General features: G+C 71.3%; 15 protein-coding genes and 1 riboswitch. Of the genes, 6 read left to right on the top strand and 9 right to left on the bottom strand.

Translation table 11 applies throughout. From position 1 onward, the window contains the following. Positions 1-113 precede the first annotated feature (113 nt). Positions 114-851, bottom strand: coding sequence for a transglycosylase SLT domain-containing protein (locus OG199_RS18880; RefSeq protein WP_405830418.1), 738 nt, complete (start codon positions 849-851; stop codon positions 114-116). Between the two features lie 4 nt (positions 852-855). Beyond that, positions 856-1014: riboswitch (cyclic di-AMP (ydaO/yuaA leader) on the bottom strand. Positions 1015-1589: 575 nt separating this feature from the next. Beyond that, complete coding sequence (locus OG199_RS18875) at positions 1590-3806, bottom strand: CocE/NonD family hydrolase (protein WP_405830416.1); 2217 nt, start codon at positions 3804-3806, stop codon at positions 1590-1592. Positions 3807-4153: 347 nt separating this feature from the next. Here OG199_RS18875 and OG199_RS18870 point away from each other — a divergent pair, with 347 nt between their 5' ends. From OG199_RS18870 to OG199_RS18855, 4 genes are all read left to right on the top strand, one after another. Next, the gene (locus OG199_RS18870) at positions 4154-5164 is read left to right on the top strand and encodes a polyprenyl synthetase family protein (RefSeq protein ID WP_148009971.1); all 1011 of its coding nucleotides are present in this window, start codon (positions 4154-4156) and stop codon (positions 5162-5164) included. Between the two features lie 441 nt (positions 5165-5605). Continuing rightward, complete coding sequence (locus OG199_RS18865) at positions 5606-6892, top strand: outer membrane lipoprotein carrier protein LolA (protein WP_401805421.1); 1287 nt, start codon at positions 5606-5608, stop codon at positions 6890-6892. A gap of 32 nt (positions 6893-6924) precedes the next feature. Beyond that, positions 6925-7896: an ABC transporter ATP-binding protein gene (locus OG199_RS18860; protein ID WP_405830415.1), complete on the top strand. Its 972-nt coding sequence runs from the start codon at positions 6925-6927 to the stop codon at positions 7894-7896. After that, complete coding sequence (locus OG199_RS18855; protein WP_405830414.1) at positions 7883-8902, top strand: ABC transporter permease; 1020 nt, start codon at positions 7883-7885, stop codon at positions 8900-8902. The genes OG199_RS18860 and OG199_RS18855 overlap by 14 nt, the downstream gene beginning before the upstream one ends. A gap of 18 nt (positions 8903-8920) precedes the next feature. Here OG199_RS18855 and OG199_RS18850 read toward each other — a convergent pair whose 3' ends face one another. Further along, a complete protein-coding gene (locus tag OG199_RS18850) occupies positions 8921-9445 on the bottom strand; it encodes a DUF6668 family protein (protein ID WP_405830413.1) in 525 nt (174 codons plus the stop codon). Positions 9446-9768: 323 nt separating this feature from the next. Here OG199_RS18850 and OG199_RS18845 point away from each other — a divergent pair, with 323 nt between their 5' ends. Beyond that, positions 9769-11484: a hypothetical protein gene (locus OG199_RS18845; protein WP_405830411.1), complete on the top strand. Its 1716-nt coding sequence runs from the start codon at positions 9769-9771 to the stop codon at positions 11482-11484. 6 nt (positions 11485-11490) lie between these two features. Here the strand turns inward: OG199_RS18845 and OG199_RS18840 are convergent, their stop codons facing one another. The 4 genes from OG199_RS18840 to OG199_RS18825 form a co-directional block, all read right to left on the bottom strand. Then, positions 11491-12453: a M28 family metallopeptidase gene (locus OG199_RS18840; protein ID WP_356809066.1), complete on the bottom strand. Its 963-nt coding sequence runs from the start codon at positions 12451-12453 to the stop codon at positions 11491-11493. Between the two features lie 124 nt (positions 12454-12577). Next, the gene (locus OG199_RS18835) at positions 12578-13039 is read right to left on the bottom strand and encodes a VOC family protein (protein ID WP_401805428.1); all 462 of its coding nucleotides are present in this window, start codon (positions 13037-13039) and stop codon (positions 12578-12580) included. A gap of 339 nt (positions 13040-13378) precedes the next feature. Continuing rightward, the gene (gene rarD, locus OG199_RS18830) at positions 13379-14356 is read right to left on the bottom strand and encodes an EamA family transporter RarD (protein ID WP_405834583.1); all 978 of its coding nucleotides are present in this window, start codon (positions 14354-14356) and stop codon (positions 13379-13381) included. 243 nt (positions 14357-14599) lie between these two features. Next, positions 14600-15454, bottom strand: a complete 855-nt coding sequence (locus OG199_RS18825) for an SDR family oxidoreductase (RefSeq protein ID WP_405830409.1) — start codon at positions 15452-15454, stop codon at positions 14600-14602. 166 nt (positions 15455-15620) lie between these two features. On the opposite strand from OG199_RS18825, the gene OG199_RS18820 reads away from it, so the two are divergent. Next, positions 15621-15974, top strand: a complete 354-nt coding sequence (locus OG199_RS18820) for a helix-turn-helix domain-containing protein (RefSeq protein WP_356808965.1) — start codon at positions 15621-15623, stop codon at positions 15972-15974. 19 nt (positions 15975-15993) lie between these two features. Here OG199_RS18820 and OG199_RS18815 read toward each other — a convergent pair whose 3' ends face one another. Continuing rightward, positions 15994-17073, bottom strand: a complete 1080-nt coding sequence (locus OG199_RS18815; RefSeq protein WP_356808963.1) for a 2-oxoacid:ferredoxin oxidoreductase subunit beta — start codon at positions 17071-17073, stop codon at positions 15994-15996. After that, positions 17066-18997 carry a 2-oxoacid:acceptor oxidoreductase subunit alpha gene (locus OG199_RS18810; protein WP_401805431.1) on the bottom strand — a complete coding sequence of 644 codons (1932 nt, stop codon included), beginning with the start codon at positions 18995-18997 and terminating at the stop codon, positions 17066-17068. Before OG199_RS18810 ends, OG199_RS18815 begins: the two co-directional genes overlap by 8 nt. Positions 18998-19031 lie beyond the last annotated feature (34 nt).

Genomic DNA, 19031 nt, shown 5'->3' with positions numbered 1-19031 from the left:
TCCCCGTGACCCCGGTTTCCCGAGGCCTCGGATTCCCGTGGCCCGGTTCCCCGTGGTTCCGGCTTCCCGGGGCGCCGGATGTCCGGTCCGGCGCCCCGGGCACGTGGCGTCCCTCAGTAGGCGCCGTTGACGTTGTCGATGGAGCCGTACTTGGCCGCGGCGTAGTTGCAGGCGGCGGTGATGTTCGCGACCGGGTCGTAGGAGTCCCACGACGTGCCGGGCACGTGGTAGGCCTTGAACGTCGGGTCGATGACCTGGAGCAGGCCCTTGGAGGGGATACCGGCGGCGGCGTTGGAGTCCCAGTTGTTGATGGCCTTGGGGTTTCCGGAGGACTCCCGCATGACGTTGCGGTAGATGCCGTTGTAGGTGCCCGGGATTCCGTTCTTGGCCATGACGTCCAGCGACTGCTTGATCCAGCCGTCGAGGTCGTTCGTGTACGTCTTCACGGCGGCCGTGGTCTTGGCGGCCGTGGTCTTGACCGTCGTGGTCTTGGCGACCGCTGCCGTGGCCTTTGTCGTCTTTGCGGTGTTCTGGACGGTTTTTGTCCCGACCGTCAGGGTGAGGCCCGGACGGAGCGCCGACGGGTTGGGGCCGATGACCGCGCTGTTGGCCTCGTACAGCTTCTTCCAGCCGCCGCTGGAGGGGTACTTCCGCGCGATCTTGGCCAGGGTGTCGCCCGTGACCACCTTGTACGTGACGAGCTTGACGTCGGAGGCGCCCGTGGCGGCCTGTGCGCAGGTGGCGCCCAGGAGCGGAAGGGCGAGTACCGCCGCGCCCGTGCTCGCAGCGAGAATGCCGCGGACGAGGGTGCTGCGGGTCTTCGGGTGGCAGTGTCTACCTGCTGCGGCCATGACGTGTTCCTCTCCGGCGCCTGCGAGGTGAGCTGTCGGGTTCGGGCGGGAGCTGCCCGGCCGCACAGTGAGTGCGACTTCACCCCTAGCCGTTCCGGACTTCGGATCGGCGGCTTACCTGGGTCCCCCGCTCCTGCCGTGCGTGTGTGGTCGGGTGTGGGTTTCCGGTCGGCGGCAGGATTGGGCGGTCCGTCCGGAGTGACGTGAAGGTATGCGAGAGCACATGTCCGGAACAAGCCTTGATGTCGCGGTGTAGATCGTTTTCACCTGGACATAAGGGCAGATGAATTGCCCGATTAATCCGGAATGCTTCGCTCAACTTGGCTTCTGCAAACGGGTAGTCGCTGGACGGTGCTGTGGAGTGGATCACCTGCCGGCGTGACTCAACTCACTCGACGCGGCAGGAATAAAGCGGCAATGAAGGCAAGTCGGGCATATAAGGCACAGATAAGAGGCTGCTGAGCCCCCGGTCGGAGCCGGGCGCGCCGCTCGTACGGACGGGTCCGAGCCGGGGTCGGCGTGGAGGAGCCGGTACTCGCCGGGCCTCAAGTGGTGTCCGAGAAGCCGGTGTTCAGGGAGTTCGTGCCATTTCCTGGCGGGGGGAGGGTCGAACTCAGGCCCCATGTATGGCCTGTTGATCCCGGCCACCGCTTCCACTCCGACGCTGCCGAGTCCCGCGACCGTCTCCTGGCCGCCCGTGGAAGCGGGCGGGCGTCCCCGCCGGGGTGCGTCAGGAATTCAGCGGTCCGCGCTCTGCTCCGCGGGGTCGCCGATGACGTCGCCGAGGCCCTGGCCCGCCGTGCGCGGAATTCTCCGCTCCCACGTCCGATGGAAGACCACCTCGTCGCCGTCCTTGCAGACCAGCTCGCTGGAGGTGATGAAGTCCCGTGTGTCGCAGGTGACTTCGGAGCGGACCTCGATCCTCGCGTCCCAGGCGGGTTCCGGGCGGTGCAGACGGATCGACCAGGAGAAGTGGGCGCGGGCGCTCAGGGGGTCGGCTTCCTGGACGGAGTACGTCTCCAGCGCGTCCTCCGTGTGCTCGAGGCCGTCCGGGTGGACGCGGGTCCCGCAGTGGCGCGGGACGACTTCTAGACGCCACTCGTCCTTCGCCACGTCGCGTACGACCAGGCGTTCGGGGCGGGGTTCGTCGAGGGTGGCGGCGGAGGCCACCCCGAGCGGTACGGAGTGCTCCGGCTCCGCGAAGGTGATCGCGGGGTCCGACTCCCGTGCCCGCACCGGGAGTTCGAGGAAACTGCCCGACGGATCCAGGGTGAATCCGGCCTCCGAGCCCGGCTCGGGCCACCTCCACGGCCAGTACGCGGAGGAGAGGGAGAGGCGGATGCGATGGCCCGGCGGGACGGCGTAGCCGATGGCGTCGAGGTCGAGACGCACGTCCTCCGAGGTGCCCGGTGCTCGGGGGACGGCCGGATCGCCGCCGTCGCGCGCCGACACGTTCAGGGCACCCCGAGTGACCAGGGTCGAGGTGCCGTCGGGGGCCACGTCGCAGACCCGGGCGATCACCTGGCCCCGGGCCGAGTGGAAGGTCAGACGCAGGCGCACGCTCGGCCGGCCCAGGATCCAGGTCTCTCCCGGCACCTCGAACTCGAAGCAGGCGGATCTCGCGTCCTCCTCCCGCTGGTCCGGCGGCAGGTCCGCGTCGCCTCCGGTGGGGCGGAAGCGACCCGCGTCCACGCCGGTGTGCTGAGGGGAGCGCACGAGCACCGGCGCACCCCGGAGCGCGTACGCGATGGGGGTGACCAAGGGGGAGGGCCAGGCGCCGTCGCCGACCCAGCGGCCGGGCAGGGAGGCGTACGTCGTCGCCGGTGGGTGCGCGTCCATGACGTAGCAGCGCAGAAGGGGCTCGGACATCACTGTGCCGCTGTCCGTGCTGGCTGCGGAACCGGCGTCCAGGCCGGCTGAGGAACCGGCGTCCGTGCCGGCTGAGGAACCGGCGTCCGGGCCGGCCGAGGTGCGCGCGTCCAGGTCGGCCGAGGTGCGCGCGTCCGTGCCGGTCGAGGTGCGCGTGCCGTGCGGCCTGAGCCAGTGGTCCCACCAGCGCAACGTCTCCTGGAGGAAGCCGATCGCCGGGCCGGGCGGGCGGTCCTGGTCCGGGTACTCGTGCGACCAGGGGCCGATCACGCCTCGTACGCGGTCCGGCGGGAGGCTCCGGACCAGGCGCAGCACCGAGTCGCGGTAGGGGTCGTGCCAGCCGCCCACCGCGAGGACGGCCGCACGGATCACGGAGCCGCTCTCGGGGGCGCCGCCGTCGCTCCCGTACGGGTCCTGGGCCGGGTGCGACGGCCCCGTACGGATGAACGGGTCCACCGTCTCCAGCCGCTTCACCCACATGTCACGCCACATCACCTGGCCGACGTGGGCGGGGTCCGGCGGGCGGGCGACGTGGGCGAGTGCCGCTGCCGCGCGGGCGTGCGCGCCGGGGGCGGGGACGGCACCTCCCGCGCGGTCGATGCCGCGGTCCGTGCTGGGGCCGATGCCGTCGTCGAGGCGGTCGTCCGCCGAGCAGACCGTGACGACCGCCTTGAGCGGTTCGGGGGCGAGAGCCGCGATCCGGAGGGAGGTGGTGCCTCCCCGGGAGAGACCGAACATGCCGACCCGGCCGCTGCACCAGGGCTGGGCGGCCAGCCAGTGGATCACCTCCACGCCGTCGGCCGGCTCGGTGGTCTCCGCGTCCGCCGGCACGCCCTCCGAGTTGCCGTGGCCGCGGACGTCCACCCGGACGGAGGCGTAGCCGTGGCCCGCGTACCAGGGATGGCGCTGCGCGTCGCGCGGCGCGGTCGCGTCGCTGAGGCGGTCCGGGAGGTATTCGAGCAGGGCGGGGACGGGGTCCCCGGTCAGCGGGCGCCACATGCGTGCGTACAGCCGGGTGCCGTCCGCCAGGGGGATCCAGAGGTCCTCGTGAGTCGTCTCGTAGGGGAAGGCCGTACGGGTGTGCATGCTCTTCTCGGTGTCCTCGGTCGGTGTCCTCGGTGTCCTCGGTGGTGTCCTCGGTGCTCGCGGGTGATTCGGTTTATCTGCTGCCATATCGGCCTATCACGAACATACCGTCCGTGACAGGCAGCCGCCCGGACGGAGGACTGCCTGCCCCGCGGGGGACATCGGACGGCGGGCGAGAGGGAAGTCGGGAGGAAGTCGACAGTGGGGACGGTGGGCGCTCGTGGTGATCGAAACGTGACCGGATACGCTGACTTGAGTGATGGCAGCGACACATCGACAAACCGTGTCATCGACCGAATGATCGACCGAGTTCGCCATGTGATCGTCAGCAGACAGGAGAACCTCTCGTGACCGTCGTCGGGCCGTTCGGGCTGAGCGTGCGGGACCAGGCTCTCGAAGCCGATGTCCAGGCCGGATTGGCGGCTGTCGAGGAGGGCTTGCTCGAAGTCACCAAGAGCGAGGTCCCCTTCATCACGGAAGCCGCGCAGCATCTCCTGCGGGCCGGCGGGAAGCGGTTCCGTCCGCTGCTCGTGATGCTCGCGGCGCAGTTCGGTGACCCCTACGCGCCGGGTGTCGTGCCCTCGGCCGTGGTCGTCGAGCTGACCCATCTCGCCACGCTGTACCACGACGACGTGATGGACGAGGCCGACGCGCGGCGCGGGGTGCCCAGCGCGAACACCCGCTGGGGCAACTCGGTCGCCGTCCTCACCGGCGATTTTCTCTTCGCGCGCGCGTCGCACACCCTGGCCGACCTCGGGCCCGAGGCCGTCCGCGTCCAGGCCGAGGCGTTCGAGCGGCTGGTCACCGGACAGATCCTCGAGACGGCGGGGCCGCGCGACGGGCGGGACCCGGTCGAGCACTACCTCGACGTGCTGAGCGGCAAGACCGGTTCGCTGGTCGCCGTGGCGTGCCGCTTCGGCGCGATGATGTCGGGGGCCGACGAGACGGTCGTGGACGTGCTGACGCAGTACGGGGAGCGGCTGGGCGTCGCCTTCCAGCTCGCGGACGACGTGCTGGACATCGCGTCCGACTCGCACGAGTCGGGAAAGACGCCGGGGACGGATCTGCGCGAGGGCATTCCCACGCTGCCGGTGCTGCGGTTGCGCGAGCGGGCGGAGCGGCTCGGTCTCGCCGAGGACATCGCGCTGTGCGAGCTCCTGGACTCCGATCTCACGGATGACGACCGGCACGCCGAAGCGCTGGCCCGGCTGCGGGCGCACCCGGCGCTGGAGCAGGCGCGGCGGGACACCGTGCGGTACGCGGAGGAGGCTCGGGCCGCGGTGGCTCCGTTGCCCGAGTGCGACGCGAAGGCGGCGTTGGTGGAGCTCGTGGACGCGGTGGTGCACCGGGCGGGCTGACGCCTCCGCCCGCGCCGGTTCCGGACGCCCGCAGCGGTGTACGCGCGGGTGTCGGCCCGGCGGACCGGCCGTTTCCCTCTCGTGTGACGTGTGTCACATAATGGAGGGGCTTTCGCCCGGCGGGACATCGTCGCTCCGCTCGGTGGATAAATCGAGCACACGTTCGTGAAGCCCAGCTCCGGGACGGCTCGGCGGGTCGCCTCCGGCCGCGATGCGTGCGAGGCGGCGTCCTCGGCAACCCTTACGGGTCGCGGGAGACACGGCCTCCCCGTGTCATACCGCAGGAGTACGTGGAGTTGCGTCCGGGGTCTGACGCATCTCTCCGCCCGATTTGGTCATATGGAGAGCACCACTCCTCACCGGTTCGGGTGAGAATGGCGGCTATAGGGGTGGGGAAGCGCAGGATGGCAGGCCGCCGCCGACGACGGAGGTATGGCACACATGGCACCGAACGAATCCGACAGGACCGCCGGGGCGGAAGGGCTGCGGGACGAGGCCGACGAGATGCGCGCCGGCCGGCGCAAGGCCGCGCGGTACGTCGTCCCGGTCGCGGTGGTGGGGGTGGCGGCGGTGACCATCGGGCTCGTCCCGGCGCTCGCCGACTCCGGTGACCCCAGCCTGCCGAAGATCACCGCGCAGCAGCTCGTCGAGAAGATCGCCAAGTCCGACGTCCAGCAGCTCTCCGGCACGGTCAAGATCAGCACCGACCTCGGGCTGCCCGACCTGGGCGGCCTGGAGAACAGCCTGATGTCCGGTGCCGCCCAGGGCGCCGACGGCTCTTCCGCCGACCCGCAGTCCAAACTCATGGAGCTGGCCTCCGGCACGCACACGCTGCGCGTCGCGGCCGACGGCCCGGACAAGGGCAAGGTCTCCCTGCTGGAGAACGCCGCCGAGTACAGCGTCATCCGCAACGGCGACGACGTGTGGGCGTACGACAGCAAGTCGAACGAGGTGTACCACTCGAAGGCGCCCGCGTCCGACGAGCGGCGCGGGGCGGCGCCCGAGGACGTCCCGAGCACGCCCAAGGAGCTCGCCGACGAGGCCCTGAAGGCCGCCGGCGACACGACCTCCGTGACCGTGGACGGCACGGCGCAGGTCGCCGGCCGGGACGCCTACAAGCTCCTCATCAAGCCCAGGCAGTCCGGCTCCACGGTCGGTGCGATCAGCGTCGCGGTGGACGCGAAGACCGGGGTGCCGTTGAAGTTCACGCTGACGCCGGCGAGCGGCGGCGCGGCCGTCGTGGACGCGGGCTTCACCAAGGTCGACTTCTCCAGGCCGGCCGCCTCGACGTTCGACTTCACCCCGCCGAAGGGCGCGAAGGTCACCGAGGGCGACCACCTGGGCAAGGACCTCGGCAAGAGCCAGGACAAGGGCGACAAGGGCGCGAACAACGACGAGGGCAGGCACGGCAAGCTCCCGGAGGGCTCCCCGAAGCCCGGTGAGGACCTCGGCAAGGGGCTCGACGGCATGAAGACCGTCGGTGAGGGCTGGAGCTCGATCGTCGAGTTCGACACGGGCGGCCAGGGCGTCCCCTCGGGCTCCGCGTCCGGCAACAGCCCCGCCTCCGGGTTCCTGGACTCGCTCGGCGACCACGTCTCCGGCAAGTTCGGCTCGGGCACGGTCTTCTCGACCCGCCTGATCAACGCGCTGATCACGGACGACGGCAAGGTGTACGCGGGCGCCGTCACCAAGTCCGCGCTGGTGAAGGCGGCCGACGCCGCCCAGTAGGCGCGTCCGCGAAGCTCGAATCGAGGGAGCCCATGGAGGAACTGTCCGCCGCGGAACCGGACATGGTGGAGACGGTGATCGCCACCCGCGCGCTCACCAAGCGCTACCGCGGCGGACAGCTCGCCGTCGACGGCCTCGACCTGACGGTCCCGGCGGGCAGCGTCTTCGGCTTCCTCGGGCCGAACGGTTCGGGCAAGACCACCACCATCCGCATGCTGATGGGCCTGATCGAGCCGACCTCGGGCACGGCGCGGGTCCTGGGCCGTGCCATGCCCGGCGCCGGCCGCGTGGTGCTCCCGCAGGTGGGCGCTCTCATCGAGGGCCCCGCGCTGTACGGCTTCCTCTCCGGCCGCGACAACCTCCTGCGGTACGACGCCGCCGACCCGACCGCCGACCCGCGCACCCGGCGCGCGCGGGTCGCGTCCGCCCTCGACCGGGTCGGACTCACCGCCGCCGCGGGCAAGAAGGCCAAGGCGTACTCGCTCGGCATGAAGCAGCGGCTCGGGCTCGCCGCGGCGCTCCTCCAGCCCCGCCGGCTGCTGGTCCTGGACGAGCCGACCAACGGCCTCGACCCGCAGGGCATGCGGGAGATCCGCTCCTTGGTACGCGAACTGGCCTCGGACGGCACGACGGTCTTCCTCTCCTCGCATCTGCTCGACGAGATCGAACAGGTATGCACCCATGCGGCCGTGATGGCGCAGGGGCGGCTGGTCACGCAGGGCGCGGTGGCCGATCTCGCGGCGGACGCGCGGGGCCGCCTCGTGGTGACCACGCCCGATCCCGGGGACGCGGCGCGCGTCCTGAAGGAACAGGGGGTGGGGGACGTGGTGGTGACCGAGACGGGGGTGACGGCTGAACCCCCGGACCAGAGCCGCGACCTCGCCGAACTGAACGCCGCGCTGGTCACGGCGGGCGTCCGGGTACGTGGCTTCGGGGTGGAACGGGCCTCGCTGGAGGACGCGTTCCTGGCGCTGACGGGAGAGGGATTCGATGTCGCGGGCTGACGTGCCGGCCGAGCCGAGCAGGGCGCGGGCCGCGCAGAACAGGGCATCGGCCGAGCGGAACAAGGCGTCGGGGCGGAGCGGGGCGTCGGCCGCGCGGAACAGGACGCCGAGCGCGCAGGGCGGGGCGCGGGCCCCGGGGAGCGGGCCGCCGGCCGTGCGGACGCCCCGCGCCCTGTGGACGTTCGGGCTGCTGCGCAGCGAACTCGTCACGACCTTCCGGCGCTGGCGGACGATCGCGCTGCTGGGCGTCCTCGCGGCCGTACCGGTCCTCATCGGCGTCGCCCTCAGGATCGAGACGCGCGACGGCTCGTCGGCGGGGGGCGGAGACGGCGGGGGACCGGCGTTCATCGCGCAGGTCACCAACAACGGCCTGTTCCTGGTGTTCACGGCACTCGCCGCGACGCTGCCCTTCTTCCTGCCGATGGCGATCGGCGTCATCGCGGGGGACGCCATCGCGGGCGAGGCGAACGCCGGGACCCTGCGCTATCTCCTTGTCGCCCCCGCGGGCCGGACCCGTCTGCTGCTCACCAAGTACGCGACCACGATGGCGTTCTGCCTGGTCGCGACGGTGGTGGTGGCGGTCTCGGCGCTCGCGGTGGGTGCGCTCCTCTTCCCGCTGGGCGAGCTGACGACGATCTCCGGAACGCGGATCAGCCTGGCCGAGGGGCTCGGCCGGGCGTTCCTCATCGCACTGGTCGTCGCCGCGTCACTGATCGGCGTGGCGGCCCTCGGTCTGTTCGTCTCGACGCTGACCAACAGCGGCATCGCGGCGATGGCGACGACGGTCGGGCTCCTCATCACCGTCCAGATCCTCGACCAGATCCCCCAGTTGCACGCCCTCCAGCCGTACTTCTTCTCCCACTACTGGCTGTCCTTCGCCGACCTCATGCGCGACCCGGTGTACTGGGACGACCTCGTCCGCAACCTCGGCCTCCAGGGCCTGTACGCGGTGGTGTTCGGCTCGGCGGCGTGGGCGCGGTTCATGGCGAAGGACATCACCGCGTAGTGGCCGGGGCGGGTGTCCTCAGGGGCGCCCCGCGGACGCGGTCAGCCGGGCCAGCGCGGCGCTCTCGCGCGGCGGCTCGGCACCGAGGTCACCGATCCGCCAGGCCGGCACCCACGGCACCTGGTGGACGTCGACCACCGCGGCCAGCGCCTTGACCCGCTGGGCGAGCGGCCGAGGCAGCCGGCCGGGCGCGTCCGCCACCAGAACGACCGCCTCGAGGTCGACCCCCGGCGGCGCCTCGCCCCGGCGGAAGATGTCCAGGGTGTACGAGACGGCCTCCAGCCCCGACGCGTGCGTACGCCCCACGAGAAGGACCGACCACGACTCGTCGCGCTCGGACCGCGGCCAGTCGCGTCCCGCGTCCTGGCCGCCGAAGACCGTCGCGAGGGTCGAGGTGCCGGCCCCGCCATGGGTGGCGACCCAGGCGAACCGCCGCGCTCCCGCCAGGACTTGCCCGTGCTCCGCCCGTGGCGGCGCCGCTTCGCCCACCGGCCCGCGGATCCAGATCTCGGGCCCGTCCGGCCCTTGCCGCGCGATTCCCATCGCCAGTCTCCTCCGTCATCGGCGCACCGGTCGTGACGCGCCGGAGTTCACGGCGCCCCGACAGGTTAAGCAGCAGGGGACGGGTTCCTGGAACGAGCCTGTGACGCCATGGTGACGCGGGGACCGGTCGGGAACCGGGAGACTGGTGGGCAGGCTGGGCCGGCACCACGGCGACGGGCCCGCAGGAGGGAGTCGAGGATGCGTACGAGGACGTTGCCGCCTTGGCTGTGCCCGGCGCCGGACCGATCCCGTGAACCGGGTGGTGCGCAGCTCCGTTCTCCCCTGATCACCCTCCCCTGATCACCCCCCGAGTGAGGGAACCAATGTCTCGACTCAGCCGCGAACAGAAGCGGGAACTCAAGCGGCAGCGCTCGGCGGCCGTCCCGGGCGGACACGCGGACGAGCCGGCGCCGGCCCTCGAGGTCCGTGTGCCGACGTCCGCCGTGGGCGCCACCGTGGGGGGCGTGCCGTTGGCCGTCACGCCCGGTGAGACCGTCCAGGGCGCCGTCCTGGACCACCTTCACCGGATCGCCCGCGCCACCGGGCACCCCGTCCTCGCCCGGGTCCACGACGAACGCATCGGCTTCGTCGTCCCGCTCCAGGTGTACGGCGACGGGTCGAGCCGGTACGCGGGCGAGCCGGTACGGGTGGGAACACCGCCTCCGCCTCCGGTTCCGGCTCCGTCTCCGCCGCCACGGCCGTCCGTCCTGCCGCCCTCCCCGCCACCGCCACCGTCACCGCCACCGGTGACGGGGAAGGACGCCGGGACGCAGGCGCTGCGGCCGGTCCCGGACCGGTCGCCTGAGCCGGCGCTCGCCCCGGCAACCGATCCGGCGCTCGACCCGACAACCGATCCGGCGCTCGACCCGGCAACCGATCCGGCAGCCGGGCCGGGCCCCGAGCGCGCTGCGGATCCGCTTCCTGAGCCGCTTTCCGGGCCGGCTCCGCACCGCGTCTCCGGGCCGCTCCCCGAGCCGGCTCCGGACCCCGTCGCCCGGCCGGTCCCGGAAGCCGTCCCGGATCCGGGATCGGCGGCGGTCCCGGAGCGAGTCCCGGAGCCGGACTCGGAGTTGGTCCCGGATCGGCCCTCGGAGTGGGTATCGGACCGGCCCACGAAGTTGCTCTCGGAGTCGGTCCCGGAGTCGGTCTCTCGGACTCCGGTGTGGCCCGAGCCGGTCTCCGACGCGGAGCCGGGGCCTGAGCCCGTATCGGAGCCCCTCCCGGAGCCCACGGTCTGGCCCGAGGCCCCGTCGACGCACGTCCTGCGCGTGGTCCAGGGGCCGGTGGCGGGCGCCCGGCCCGGTGTCGCGGTCGCCCCGACGGGCGAGTTCGGCCCGGCACCCGAGATGCCTCCCGCTCCCGTGCCGCTGCCCCCCGCTCCCGTGCCGCTGCCCCCCGCTCCCGCACGGGCGACCCCGACAACCGGAGTGGTCTTCGCCCGGCATCCGTCGCTGGCCGCGGAGGCCATGGCCGTGATGGAGCCGGAGCCGGACCCGAAGCCCACGCCGGCACGGGGCTTCGACGCCGTCGCCGAGTCGGTGCTGACCCCGGTCGTGGAGACGGAGGGCGCCGCGTTCCTCGCGGAGCCCGTGACGCGGATCAATGAAGCCGTGAAGGAGGGCAGGATCGAAGAGGCCGCGACGATGGCCGAGCGGACCGTGGCGGAAGCGGCACGGACGCTGGGACCCGACCATCCCGAGGTGCTGCGACTGGGCGAACTCTCCTCGTACATCGCCTACTTGGCCGGTGACGCGCTCAGGTCGTTCCATCTGTCGCTCGACCTCGCCCGGGTCCGGCGTCAGCAGCGGGACCCGGACGCCGCGTACGGCAACGTACAGAGCGCGGCCACGGCCTGGCGCGCCGTCCGTGATCCCGCGCAGGGGATGAACCTCGGACGCGTTCTGATCGAGGTGTGGACCGGGCTCGTGGCCGACGGCGGCCCCGCCGCCGACGACCTCGAACAGCTCGAATCGGCCCGCACCCGCATGGGGCGCCTCGCCGAACGCGCCCGCGCGCGGTCCGGCGAGGGCGCGACCTGAGGACCGCTAGGAGGACAGTCCCCACACCGCGTACGCCAGCGCGTCGGCGTTCCGGTTCAGCGCCGTGTCGTTGATGTTGGACGAGGTGTCGCAGGACGCGTGGTAGCAGCGGTCGAAGGCCTGCCCCGAGGTGCCGCCCCACTTCGCCGCCTGCGCCGCCGTCTTGATGTAGTCGGCGCCGCTGAAGAGACCGCCGACCGGGATGCCCACGTTCTTGAAGGGCGAGTGGTCCGAGCGGCCGTCGCCCTCGGTCTCCGGCTCCGTCGCGATGCCGAGGCCGGCGAAGTAGTCCTTGAAGGTCTTCTCGATGGTGGGATCGTCGTCGTAGACGAAGTAGCCGGGGTTCGGCGAGCCGATCATGTCGAAGTTCAGATAGTCGCTGATCTTCGCCCGGTTCGCCGAGGACAGGTTGTTCACGTAGTACTTCGAGCCGACCATGCCCAGCTCCTCCGCGCCCCACCAGGCGAACCGCAGATGCTTGGTGGGCTGGTACTGCGTTCTGGAGACGGCGAGCGCGGTCTCCAGGATCGCGGCGGATCCGGAGCCGTTGTCGTTGATGCCGGGACCCGCCGTCACGCTGTCGAGATGCGCTCCGGCCATGACGACGTGGCCCGTGTCTCCGCCGGGCCAGTCGGCGATCAGGTTGTAGCCGGTGCGGCCGGAGGACGTGAACTGCTGGAGGACCGTGGTGAATCCGGCCGCGTCCAGCTTCGCCTTCACATAGTCGACGGAGGCCTTGTACCCGGTGCGGCCGTGCGCCCGGTTGCCGCCGTTGGCGGTGGCGATGGACTGGAGCTGGGCGAGGTGGCTCTTGACGTTGGCCACGGGGATGTCGGGAGCGGCGGCCGCGGCAGTGGGGGCCGCGGGGCTGAGGGCGGGCGCCGCGCCGGATATCGCACCGGTCGTGAGGAGCGTGACGGCCGTGATGAGCGCGGCCGAGGTGACGCGCCCGGGAACGGAGAGCTTCATGTGGGGGGCTCCGAATTCCATGGGGATTCCAGGGGAATCCCACAGTGAATGGGGTGCCTGATGGTGAAGCTGTGGCTGACGTGACGTCAAGAGCGCGATCCGGCCGCGTCGGACGGCCCGTACGTCACTGCACGCAGAACTCGTTCCCCTCGGGGTCGGCCATCACCACCCACTCGCCGCCCGGCTCCTTGACGTGTCGCAGGACGCCCGCGCCCAGTCCCTGGAGGCGGGCCACCTCCTCCGCGCGGCGGCCGGGGCCCGCGTGCACGTCGAGGTGCAGCCGGTTCTTCGACGACTTGAGTTCCGGCACCCGCTGGAAGAGCAGCCGCCGGCCCTGCCCGATTCCGGTCTCCTCCTCGTACGGGTCGTCCGGGTGCCGTACGGCGATCAGGTCGCGCCAGGCGCGGCGGCCGTGGGACTCGACGGTGGCCTCCGGCGGGGCGGCGCCGAGGGTGAGGAGACGTTCGATCAAGGCGCTGTTGTCCTCCAGCAGGTAGCCGAGGGCTGCCGCCCAGAAGTCGGCCTGGGCGTGGGGGTCGGCTGCGTCGATGACGAGCTTCCAGTGCAGGGGCGGGGTGTGGGTCATGGAGCCACTCATAGTGGTTCCGTCCACGACGGGGCAACGCAACCGCCGGTCCCGCCCCGACTTTTCTTCGCCCCCGCCGCCCCTACCCGACCCGTCCCGTTCCCTGGGGCTCCGCCCCCGGACCCCGCCAAGGGGCTGCCGCCCCCTGGACCCCCGCTCGCCAGAAGGGCTCGTCCTCAAGCGCCGGACGGGCTGAAAAATCCGCAGCCCAGGCCGGCACCAACAGCCCGTCCGGCGCTTGAGGACAAGGCCGTCCAGGCCGAACGGGGGGCTGGGGGCGGCAGCCCCCAGGGATGGGTCGGGCACTGGCGGTGGGGGCGAAGAAACCCGACGGCAGGATTACGGCTTCGCGTCCGCAGGAGCCGCGTCGGCCGAGGCCTCACGGGGGCCGACGACACCGGCCTCGACGACACCCGCACCCGCACCCGCGCCGGCACCGGCACCGGCGGCGTCGTCGACGACACCGCCCCGCGCGCGAAGCGCGAGCGCCGCCCGCCGAGCCGTCCGCAACGCGTCGAACGTGAGCAGAGACAACGCGAGCCACACCAGGGCGAACCCGGCCCACCGCTCGGCCGGCATGGCCTCATGGAAGTACAGGATCCCGAGCAGGAACTGGAAGACGGGGGCCAGGTACTGGAGCAGCCCCAGCGTGGAGAGCGGCACCCGGATGGCGGCCGCGCCGAAACAGACCAGCGGCACCGCGGTCACCACCCCCGTCGCGGCGAGCAGCGTCGCGTGCCCCGCCCCGTGCGCGGCGAAGGTCGCGTCCCCCTTCGCCCCGAGCCACAGCAGATACCCGAGCGCGGGCAGGAACTGGACCGCGGTCTCGGCGGCGAGCGACTCGATGCCGCCGAGGTTGACCTTCTTCTTCACCAGCCCGTACGTGGCGAACGAGAAGGCGAGCGTGAGGGAGATCCACGGCGGACGCCCGTACCCGATGGTGAGGACGAGCACCGCGCCGAGGCCGACGCCGACGGCCGCCCACTGCGCCGGGCGCAGCCGCTCCTTGAGGAGCAGGACGCCCATGGCGATGGTGACGAGCGGATTGATGAAGTACCCGAGGGACGCCTCCACCACATGTCCGCTGTTCACGGACCATATGTAGACGCCCCAGTTGACCGTGATCACGGCCGCCGCGACGGTGATCAGCCCGAGCTTGCGCGGCTGCCGCAACAGCTCGCCGAGCCAGGCCCAGCGCCGCATCACGATCAGCGCGACACCGACCACGCCAAGGGACCACACCATCCGGTGGGCGAGGATCTCAAGGGCCCCGGCGGGTTCGAGCAGCGGCCAGAAAAGGGGAACGAGACCCCACATCCCGTACGCCGCGAAGCCGTTCAGCAGCCCGACGCGCTGCTCGCTCCTGGCGGCCTTGGAACTTGTGGAGCCGGATGCGCTCCTCGCCTGGTGCTGCACGGCCACCGGCCCTCTCTCTCGCACAGCTGCTCCCGTGCAGCCTCCAAGAAGGTAGCGCCGCACACCCCCGCCTGTCATGTCCGTATCGCCATACGGTCATGACAGGCGGGGGTGGCAGGGTGACGGGCCGGTGTCCGGGCGGGGTCAGTCCTTCAGGGCCGCGGCGATCGACTCGGCGATCGGGGTGGTGGGACGGCCGGTCAGGCGGGACAGGTCGCCGCCGGTCGCGGCGAGTTCGCCCTTCTCGATGGACGCGTCGACGCCGGCGATGATCGCGGCGAGGGGCTCGGGCAGGCCCGCCCCGGCGAGGATGCTGGTGAAGGCCTCGACGGAGACGGGGTGGTAGGCGATCTCCTTGCCGGACTGCTTCGCGACCTCGGCGGCGTACTCGGCGAAGCCCCAGGCGGTGTCGCCGCTCAGCTCGTAGGTCTTGTTCTCGTGGCCTTCGCCGGTCAGCACGGCCACGGCGGCGGCCGCGTAGTCGGCGCGGGCGGCGGGGGCGATCCTGCCCTCCCCGGCGGCCTGGGTGACGGCGCCGTACTCGAGGACCGGGGCGAGGTTCTCGGTGTAGTTCTCGTTGTACCAGCCGTTGCGCAGCAGGGTGTAGGTGATGCCGGAGTCGGTGATGGCCTGCTCGGTGCCGCGGTGGTCGTCGGCGAGGGCGGCCGTCAGGCTGCCCGGGGCGCTGGTGTAGGCGAAGAGCGCGACCCCGGCGGCCTTGGCGGCGTCGAGGACGATCCGGTGCTGGTGCACGCGGCCCTTGTCGAACTCGTTGCCGGAGATCAGCAGCACCCTGTCGCCGGGGGAGAAGACGGTGTCGAAGGTCTCGGGCTCGTTGTAGTCCGCGACCGCGATCCGCACGCCGCGGGCCGCGAAGCCGGCGGCCTTCTCCGGGTCGCGGACGACGGCGGTGATCTGGTCGGCCGGAACCCTCTCCAGCAGCCCTTCGACGACGTGGCGGCCGAGGTGTCCGGTGGCTCCGGTGACGACGATGCTCATGGGTCAGCTCCTTGTGGGGTGGTCTGTCACTAACCCTAGGAGGTGCGCTAACTATGGGAAAGTACCCACTTTGAAGTAAGGTACGTACATGGCAGTAAGTACCCGAGCGGTCAGCAGGGCCGCCGCCGGCGGGCCGGCGGTCGGCAAGTACGACACCGGCGAGGCGATGTGCCCGTACCGTCTCGTCCTGGAGCACGTCACCAGTCGCTGGGGTGTGCTCGTACTGATCGAGCTCCTCGACCGCCCCTACCGCTTCAGCGAGCTGCGCCGGGCGATCGGCCGGGTCAGCGAGAAGATGCTCACCCAGACCCTCCAGACCCTGGAGCGCGACGGTCTGGTCCACCGCGACGCGAAGCCCGTGATCCCGCCGCGCGTCGACTACTCGCTCACCGGACTCGGCCGCGAGGCCGCCGAGCAGGTGCGTGCGCTGGCGGCCTGGACCGAGGACCGGATGGACGACGTCGAGAAGGCCCGCCTCGGATACGACGAGGCCCGGGCGTCAGGCACCCGGGCCTCCTGAACCGCTGGGTCCGGTCCGGTCAGCCGACGACCGTCCAGGTGTCCCCGCCGGCGAGCAGCGTGGCCAGGTCCCCCTTGCCGTTCTGCTCGATGGCCGCGTCCAGTTGGTCGGCCATCTGGGTGTCGTAGACCGGCCGGTCGACGGAGCGCAGGACACCGATCGGGGTGTGGTGCAGGGTGTCCGGATCAGCGAGCCGGGAGAGCGCGAAGGCGGTGGTCGGCGACGGGGCGTGGGCGTCGTGGACCAGGACCTGCGACTCGTTCTCCGGGGTGACGGCGACGACCTTCAGGTCGCCGGTCAGCGCGTCCCGTACGACGCCCTTGGCCCCGTCCGTGCCGAAGCGGATCTGCTGCCCGTGTTCGAGGCGGATGACCGCTTCCTCGGCCTGCTGCTTGTCCTTCAGCACCTCGAAGGCGCCGTCGTTGAAGATGTTGCAGTTCTGGTAGATCTCCACCAGTGCCGTGCCCGGGTGGGCGGCGGCCTGCCGCAGGACGTCGGTGAGGTGCTTGCGGTCGGAGTCCACGGTCCGGGCGACGAAGGAGGCCTCCGCGCCGATGGCCAGGGACACCGGGTTGAAGGGCGCGTCCAGCGAGCCCATCGGCGTCGACTTGGTGATCTTGCCGACCTCGGAGGTCGGCGAGTACTGGCCCTTGGTGAGGCCGTAGATCCGGTTGTTGAACAGCAGGATCTTCAGGTTCACGTTGCGGCGCAGCGCGTGGATGAGGTGGTTGCCGCCGATCGACAGCGCGTCGCCGTCACCGGTCACCACCCATACGCTCAGGTCGCGGCGGGAGGAGGCGAGTCCCGTGGCGATGGCGGGCGCGCGGCCGTGGATGGAGTGCATGCCGTACGTGTTCATGTAGTACGGGAAGCGGGACGAGCAGCCGATGCCCGAGACGAAGACGATGTTCTCCTTGGCGAGGCCGAGTTCGGGCATGAAGCCCTGCACGGCGGCCAGGATCGCGTAGTCCCCGCAGCCGGGGCACCAGCGCACTTCCTGATCGGACTTGAAGTCCTTCATGGACTGCCTGGCCCCGGCCTTGGGCACCAGACCGAGCGCCTCGATCGTGTCCGCGCCTTCCGTGGTCGTCTCAGCCATCGATGGCCTCCTTGAGCACCTTGGCGAGCTGTTCGGCCTTGAACGGCATGCCGTTGACCTGGTTGTAGGAGCGCGCGTCGACCAGGTATCTGGCCCGGACGAGGGTGGCGAGCTGGCCGAGGTTCATCTCGGGGATCACCACCTTGTCGTACCGTCCCAGCACCGAGCCGAGGTTGTGCGGGAAGGGGTTGAGGTGGCGCAGGTGCGCCTGCGCGATGGACTCCCCGGCCGTCCGCAGCCGCCGTACCGCCGCGGTGATGGGGCCGTACGTCGAACCCCAGCCCAGCACCAGCGTGTCGGCCTCGTCCGAGGGGTCGTCGACCTCCAGGTCCGGGACGTCGATGCCGTCGATCTTGGCCTGCCGGGTGCGCACCATGAAGTCGTGGTTGGCGGGATCGTAGGAGATGTTGCCCGTGCCGTCCTGCTTCTCGATGCCGCCGATGCGGTGTTCGAGGCCCGGCGTGCCCGGGACCGCCCAGGGGCGGGCCAGGGTCGCGGGATCGCGCTTGTAGGGCCAGAAGACCTCGGTGCCGTCGTCCAGTGTGTGGTTCGGACCCTGCGCGAACCGCACCCGCAGGTCCGGGAGTTCGTCGATGTCCGGGATGCGCCAGGGCTCCGAGCCGTTGGCCAGGTAGCCGTCCGACAGGAGCAGGACGGGGGTGCGGTAGGTGAGGGCGATGCGCGCCGCCTCCAGCGCGGCGTCGAAGCAGTCCGCGGGGGTGCGCGGCGCGACGACCGGGACGGGCGCCTCGCCGTTGCGGCCGTACATCGCCTGCAACAGGTCGGCCTGCTCGGTCTTGGTCGGCAGCCCGGTGGAGGGGCCGCCGCGCTGGATGTCGATGACCAGCAGCGGCAGTTCGAGGGAGACGGCGAGCCCGATCGTCTCCGACTTCAGCGCCACCCCCGGCCCCGAGGTCGTCGTGACCGCCAGCGAGCCGCCGAAGGCGGCGCCCAACGCGGCGCCGATGCCCGCGATCTCGTCCTCGGCCTGGAAGGTGCGTACGCCGAAGTTCTTGTGCTTGCTGAGTTCGTGCAGGATGTCGGAGGCGGGCGTGATCGGGTACGAGCCGAGGTAGAGCGGCAGGTCCGCCTGCTCGGAGGCGGCGATCAGACCGTACGACAGGGCCAGGTTCCCCGAGATGTTGCGGTACGTGCCGGTCGGGAAGGTGCGCTCGGCCGGGGCGACCTCGTACGAGACCGCGAAGTCCTCGGTCGTCTCGCCGAAGTTCCAGCCCGCCCGGAACGCGGCGAGGTTGGCCGCCGCGATCTCGGGCCTCTTCGCGAACTTGGCCCGCAGGAACTTCTCGGTTCCCTCGGTCGGCCGGTGGTACATCCAGGACAGCAGGCCCAGCGCGAACATGTTCTTGCTGCGCTCGGCCTCCTTGCGGGACAGCTCGAACTCCTTGAGCGCCTCGACCGTCATCGTCGTGAGAGGCACCGGGTGGACGCTGTAGCCGTCCAGGGAGCCGTCCTCCAGCGGGTTCGTCGCGTAACCGACCTTCGACATCGCCCGTTTGGTGAACTCGTCCGTGTTGACGATGATCTCCGCGCCGCGCGGCACATCGGCGATGTTCGCCTTCAGGGCGGCCGGGTTCATGGCGACGAGGACGTTCGGCGCGTCGCCCGGAGTGAGGATGTCGTGGTCCGCGAAATGCAGCTGGAACGAAGAAACGCCCGGCAGGGTGCCTGCGGGCGCTCGGATCTCGGCGGGGAAGTTCGGCAGTGTGGAGAGGTCGTTGCCGAAGGACGCGGTCTCGGAGGTGAAACGGTCGCCGGTGAGCTGCATTCCGTCGCCCGAGTCGCCCGCGAACCGGATGATCACCCGGTCGAGCCGGCGAACGTCCTTCGCCCCCGCCGGATTGCGCTGTTCTCCTACGACGGTTTCGTCGGCCTGCTCCGCTGGGCTACTGACCTGGCTGGTCACTTAACTGGACCTCCTTCGAGGCGGCTGTCTGGGA

This window comes from Streptomyces sp. NBC_01176 (genome assembly GCF_045039825.1).
GTDB lineage: Bacteria > Actinomycetota > Actinomycetes > Streptomycetales > Streptomycetaceae > Streptomyces.
This window is presented reverse-complemented; position numbering and strand designations above follow the sequence as displayed.

What these genes read in the sequence shown, in the direction of transcription:
- OG199_RS18880 (WP_405830418.1), bottom strand. Translation starts at nt 851, where the DNA reads ATGGCCGCAGCAGGTAGACACTGCCACCCGAAGACCCGCAGCACCCTC.
- OG199_RS18875 (WP_405830416.1), bottom strand. Translation starts at nt 3,806, where the DNA reads ATGCACACCCGTACGGCCTTCCCCTACGAGACGACTCACGAGGACCTC.
- OG199_RS18865 (WP_401805421.1), top strand. Translation starts at nt 5,606, where the DNA reads ATGGCACCGAACGAATCCGACAGGACCGCCGGGGCGGAAGGGCTGCGG.
- OG199_RS18860 (WP_405830415.1), top strand. Translation starts at nt 6,925, where the DNA reads ATGGAGGAACTGTCCGCCGCGGAACCGGACATGGTGGAGACGGTGATC.
- OG199_RS18855 (WP_405830414.1), top strand. Translation starts at nt 7,883, where the DNA reads ATGTCGCGGGCTGACGTGCCGGCCGAGCCGAGCAGGGCGCGGGCCGCG.
- OG199_RS18850 (WP_405830413.1), bottom strand. Translation starts at nt 9,445, where the DNA reads ATGGGAATCGCGCGGCAAGGGCCGGACGGGCCCGAGATCTGGATCCGC.
- OG199_RS18845 (WP_405830411.1), top strand. Translation starts at nt 9,769, where the DNA reads ATGTCTCGACTCAGCCGCGAACAGAAGCGGGAACTCAAGCGGCAGCGC.
- OG199_RS18840 (WP_356809066.1), bottom strand. Translation starts at nt 12,453, where the DNA reads ATGAAGCTCTCCGTTCCCGGGCGCGTCACCTCGGCCGCGCTCATCACG.
- OG199_RS18835 (WP_401805428.1), bottom strand. Translation starts at nt 13,039, where the DNA reads ATGACCCACACCCCGCCCCTGCACTGGAAGCTCGTCATCGACGCAGCC.
- rarD (WP_405834583.1), bottom strand. Translation starts at nt 14,356, where the DNA reads ATGTGGGGTCTCGTTCCCCTTTTCTGGCCGCTGCTCGAACCCGCCGGG.
- OG199_RS18825 (WP_405830409.1), bottom strand. Translation starts at nt 15,454, where the DNA reads ATGAGCATCGTCGTCACCGGAGCCACCGGACACCTCGGCCGCCACGTC.
- OG199_RS18820 (WP_356808965.1), top strand. Translation starts at nt 15,621, where the DNA reads ATGTGCCCGTACCGTCTCGTCCTGGAGCACGTCACCAGTCGCTGGGGT.
- OG199_RS18815 (WP_356808963.1), bottom strand. Translation starts at nt 17,073, where the DNA reads ATGGCTGAGACGACCACGGAAGGCGCGGACACGATCGAGGCGCTCGGT.